Source organism: Bradyrhizobium sp. 31Argb (genome assembly GCF_043638955.1).
Lineage (GTDB): Bacteria > Pseudomonadota > Alphaproteobacteria > Rhizobiales > Xanthobacteraceae > Bradyrhizobium.
The window spans coordinates 1-4,926 of the sequence record NZ_JBEGDB010000422.1 but is presented as its reverse complement, the minus strand read 5'-3'; the positions used below and the strand labels follow the sequence as shown (position 1 = coordinate 4,926).

The window sequence follows — 4,926 nt, the reverse complement described above, 5'->3', positions numbered from 1 at the left end:
AAACGCGGACTTCTCTTGCTTCGGGAATCATCCCGATCTTGAATCACGACTCACGTTCTATGAAAAGTGGGTACTAGTCTGGTGTCAGGCCTATGCCCACCGCTTAGGGAAGTGAGTGGCACGATTCCAAGATGCACGCGGCGGATGACGCTCACGTCGTTATGATTGTGCCTTGCGAGCACGGCGGGACATGTCCGGAAGCCTACGAAGAACGTCGGAAGCAGACGAGGAATAGCGTCGCAAAACCATTTCGCCTTGCGCAAGGCTTGCTTGCGTCTCCTGAAGGCAGGTCACGATGTCGTTCGCTAGAGCGGGATGGGATTAGATTGAATCGATTGAGGATTCCCAAATCAGATCGGTTCTGATTCAACATGCTGGCTGGGAAGGAGGCCGGCATGGATGGGGCGGGCGTATTCGACTGATCTGCGTGAGCGCGTGGTTGACGCCGTTTGCAAGGGCGGCCTGTCGTGCCATCAGGCGGCGGCGCATTTGGTGTAGGCATCAGCACGGCCATTCTCTGGGTGCAGCGCTTTCGCGCGACCGGCAGCGTCGAGCCGGATCAGATCGGCGGCTACAAGCCGAAGAAGATTTCGGGAAAGCATCGTGATTGGCTGGTGCAACGCTGCCGGACGGCCGATTTCACCTTGCGCGGGCTGGTGGCCGAGCTCGCCGAGCGTGGCCTGAGGGTCGATTACCGGACGGTGTGGGACTTCGTCCACGCCGAGAAGCTCAGTCACAAAAAAAGACGCTGATTGCTGCCGAGCAGGACCGTCCCGATGTTGCCCGTCGGCGGACGCAATGGACCAAATATCGGGAGCGGATCGATCCGTCTCGCCTGGTGTTCATCGACGAGACCTGGACCAAAACCAATATGGCGCCGCTGCGGGGCTGGGCGCCGCGCGGTCAAAGGCTCAAGGCCAAGGTGCCACATGGCCACTGGCAGACCATGACCTTCCTGGCCGCCTTGCGCCACGATCGCGTCACGGCCCCGTGGCTCATCAATGGGCCGATCAATGGCGAAACCTTTCAAACCTACGTCGAGAAGGTTCTCGTCCCGACATTGCCGCCCGGCGACATCGTGATCATGGACAACCTCGGCTCGCACAAGGGCAAGGCCGTACGCCGCATCATCCGTGCCGCCGGTGCACGGTTGTTCTTCCTACCGAAATACTCACCCGATCTGAACCCGATCGAGCAGTTCTTCGCGAAACTCAAACACTGGCTTCGCAAAGCCGCAAAGCGGACCACCGAGGCCGTCTACGATGCCATTGGTCCGATCCTCGACACTGTCACACCCGCCGAGTGCTCAAACTACTTCACCAACGCCGGATATGGTCAAACCTAATCTCATCACGCTCTAGGTCGGAAACACTACTCTACTTTGAAATGGTGCAGCTTGACGCTACGTGCCATTCAAGTCTCTTGAAGGTCGCGGCACGAATATGTACGAACGCTCGGCTTACGGATCTGGTCTTCCTGCGGTTTGTCCAGGATCATACACACTCCTTTCGTATTTGAAATCTGAGCCGCTGGTGGCCTCAGTTTCGCCACGCCGACAAATTCAAGGCATCACCAAGGATGTCGTTGCCGAGCCTTTAGAGAGAAAGATGAAGAAGCACTCTCACGAGGAGATTCTGTCGAAGCTTGCCCGAGCAAATGAGCTTGCACGAGCGGGCAATTCTCAGATGGAGATTTGCAAAGTGCTCGGGGTTAGCGTCATGACCCTTTATCGTTGGCGAAAAATGCCCTTGCATAAGAGTGATGCGACATTCGCGCAATGTGGCACACTTGAGAATGGCGGGTCAGCCAACGCGGGAACGATGGATGACATGCGGGGTGTGTTGGAGGATCTTACAGTCGAAAACCAACGCTTTCGAAAGATCGTCGCGGATCTCTTGCTGGAGAAGACGAGGCTGGAAGAAGCTTTAGCTGCAGCCGTCCGCGCTGGTCAGTCGCGGGCCTGAAATTCTGCCACATCTTCGGCCATGGCAGCCTCAAAAGCAGGGCCCATCCGAACGGAGCGGGTTACAGTTGCGCCACCATTAGCCGAGTTGGTGTTTCGTCACATCGAAGACCTAGTCGGCGAATTCGAGTTCCTCAAGTCCGGTAGCCGATGCCGTCTGGCTCACGGTTTAAACACAGCGTGGCAGTGGAGGTCTCTCCATTGCGATCGATCCTGCCAGGCTCATGGAATCCATTATTCCAAAGTCCGACAGTATCACCTTGCAAGGCCGAGACCGCGGCCGCCGTACGATTAAACAGCCAAACTCGTCAACGCCAGCACGACTATCGAGAAAAAATCGACCTTTGTCCCGATCAGCCTATCGTTACCATGGCGACCGGAAAGGAGACTATCGCTGTGATCTGGAACACGATTTCTGGCTTCAACGGTGAAGTGACCTGAGTGTAGTCGTCTCACCCAGCGCTCACGCGCCGGCGCAAACTGAGGAATCGTTTGTCCAAAACATGGATACCGAGGTCTGCTCGAAGGCTCCGGGGATGTCTCCGCGAGTTGGCGGAATGCTGAGTGAGCACGCCTCGGCAAAGTATGCGCTGTGATACCGATCAGAAGTCAACCTCTTGCGCGGTAGCGCGATGCGCTATCGCTGCCCTCCTTGGGCGTTTCCTCCCTAGACTTGGGCCGCTTGTTCACTACAAGCTGCCTCTTTTTCTTCGGTCACCGCTGTGGCGACACCCGGCTATTCTTTCGGAATTCGGCTTGCGCAGCTGGTTACGCAAGTCCATATCGCTCTCGTCTTCTTCCGCAGTCAGCGTATACGCTAATCGTGTCGCCCGGCGACATAGCTTTTCCCGGTCGAAGGTCCGAAACGATATCTCGGAAATGCTTGCGCCATCGCTGTCACGCCATCATCGGACAGCACTTCCATTCAGGCTCTCAAACGAAGCTTAGAAGATGTCTCTCTCCAGGGGGTTTTCCCGACGTCGCACACGTCTCATGTCCGGCTTCCGACAACCTGTCCATACCTGTCACTGATGTGAGCACCCAATCAAAACGATTGCCAACCAGTGTGCAGCGTCCGCGGAACATTGGCTGAAGATATTGGATCAGCTCGCGATCGTCAGCGTTGGCCCGACCAAACAAGCATGGAAAGCCAATTTCAGGGATGCGATGAAAAGTTTTCAGGCCTCGCTCTCAGGCCTGAGCTGGCGGGCGGGACTGGTTTATGACCTGATCAAGGAGCTTGCGCTCTACGGCCAATATTGGACGGCGGTGTCGATCCGGTCGGCAGCCTAATTACGACGTCCGCAGTAAAGGATTTCAAACTCTACACCAACAACCAGTTTGAGCTCGGTGTAAAGTAGATGTTATGGATGGTGGCGGCGAATGGACGGGCTACTACTAGTACCTCTACACAGAGGTTTTGACTGATTGGTTTGGGATTTCCAAGACGGGGAGCTGTTCAGGAGGGACCAGCACTTCGATGCTGCGCGGCGAGCCGGGCTGGCGCCTGATGATGCCCGCGCGTTCGAGGGTCAACACCATCTGGTGGACGGAAGGCGGGGACACGCCGAAGTGCCGTTGCATCTCCCATTCGGCAGGTGGCCGGCGATGCACGCGCGTGTAGGCGTCGATGAAGGCCAGGTACTGGCCCTGCTTGGGCGTGAAGGCTTTTGCAGAATGACTCACCTTGGCCATCCGATTCAGCTGTTCGTCAGTGCCTCGACAGGCGGAGGCACGGATGAATGTACGCTATCGGGTCGAACTCAGCTAAACCGAGCGCACGGAGCTTCTGAGCGGCGGCAAGCACGCGGCGCGCAAGCTCAAGCGGGCGCAGATATTGCTCGCCGCTGACGCAGGGGTCAGCGACGCGGAGATCGTCCGTAGCGTCGGCGTCGGCGGGTCCACGGTTTATCGCACCAAACGGCGTTTTGTCCTCGGCAATCTGGAGGCGGCGCTCAGCGAGGAGCCGCGGCCCGGGTCGGAACGCAAGCTCACCGGCAAGGAGGAAGCCCTTTTGGTGGCGACCGCCTGCTCAAGCCCTCCGGCAGGCCGCGCCCGTTGGACCCTGGAACTGTTGGCCGAAGCGATCGTCAAGCTGACGCCACACGAGAGCCTGTCGCGCGAGACGGTGCGCCGACGCTTGGCCGAGAGCGATCTCAAGCCGTGGCGCAAGGACATGTGGTGCATCCCTCAGATCGATGCCGACTACGTCGCCCGCATGGAGGACGTGCTCGATCTCTATGCCGAGGCGCCTGATCCGAAGCGGCCGGTGGTCTGCTTCGACGAGAGCCCAATCCAGCTCATCGGCGAAGTGCGCCAGCCGATCCCGGCCACACCGGGACAGATCGAGCGCTACGATTGCGAGTATCGGCGCAATGGCACCGCAAACCTGTTCGTCTTCCTCGACGCGCATCGCTCCTGGCGCAAGGTGAAGGTGACCGAGCGGCGGGCTGCGGAAGACTTTGCGGCCTGCATGCGCGACCTCGTCGACATCCATTATCCCCGAGCCGAGCGCATCCGCCTGGTGCTCGACAATCTCTCAACTCATTCGGCCGGGGCGCTCTACCAGGCCTTTCCGGCCGACGAAGCACGGCGGGTAAAGCGCCGACTGGAGTTCCACTACGTCCCAAAGCACGCCAGCTGGCTCAACATGGTCGAGATCGAGATCGGCGTTCTCGCCCGCCAATGCCTCGATCGACGCATCGACGGTTTCGCCCGCCTCGTCGCCGAGACCGCCGCCTGGGAGAAACGGCGCAATGCCGACCGCGCCCGCGTCAAATGGATGTTCACAACCAATAAGGCTCGCGCCAAAATGGCGCGGGCCTATCCAAAACCCATCATCGAATCAGGCCAGGTTCAACGAGTCAAAACCTCTGTGCCGAGGTACTAGTACCCGGAATCAGAGCTGAGTGATACGGCAGCCTTTGAACCGTTTTGGCGGACTCGTTTCTTCGTCCAGGCGA

The 4,926-nt window shown here is 58.5% G+C and carries 4 protein-coding genes and 1 pseudogene; 4 read left to right on the top strand and 1 reads right to left on the bottom strand.

Annotated elements, in window-relative coordinates:
- Window positions 1-399 precede the first annotated feature (399 nt).
- The 3 genes and pseudogenes from AAFX91_RS39095 to AAFX91_RS39085 all read left to right on the top strand — a co-directional run bounded on the left by AAFX91_RS39095 (window position 400) and on the right by AAFX91_RS39085 (window position 3,256).
- Window positions 400-1,345 (top strand): annotated as a pseudogene (locus AAFX91_RS39095) (IS630 family transposase).
- 187 nt (window positions 1,346-1,532) lie between these two features.
- On the top strand, window positions 1,533-1,964 hold the full coding sequence (locus AAFX91_RS39090; RefSeq protein ID WP_394570058.1) for a helix-turn-helix domain-containing protein: 432 nt from the start codon (window positions 1,533-1,535) through the stop codon (window positions 1,962-1,964).
- Between the two features lie 1,097 nt (window positions 1,965-3,061).
- On the top strand, window positions 3,062-3,256 hold the full coding sequence (locus tag AAFX91_RS39085) for a hypothetical protein (RefSeq protein ID WP_028169399.1): 195 nt from the start codon (window positions 3,062-3,064) through the stop codon (window positions 3,254-3,256).
- Between the two features lie 114 nt (window positions 3,257-3,370).
- Here the strand turns inward: AAFX91_RS39085 and AAFX91_RS39080 are convergent, their stop codons facing one another.
- A complete protein-coding gene (locus AAFX91_RS39080) occupies window positions 3,371-3,658 on the bottom strand; it encodes a LexA family transcriptional regulator (RefSeq protein WP_028169398.1) in 288 nt (95 codons plus the stop codon).
- Between the two features lie 94 nt (window positions 3,659-3,752).
- Here AAFX91_RS39080 and AAFX91_RS39075 point away from each other — a divergent pair, with 94 nt between their 5' ends.
- On the top strand, window positions 3,753-4,853 hold the full coding sequence (locus tag AAFX91_RS39075; RefSeq protein WP_394570059.1) for an IS630 family transposase: 1,101 nt from the start codon (window positions 3,753-3,755) through the stop codon (window positions 4,851-4,853).
- Window positions 4,854-4,926: the final 73 nt, after the last annotated feature.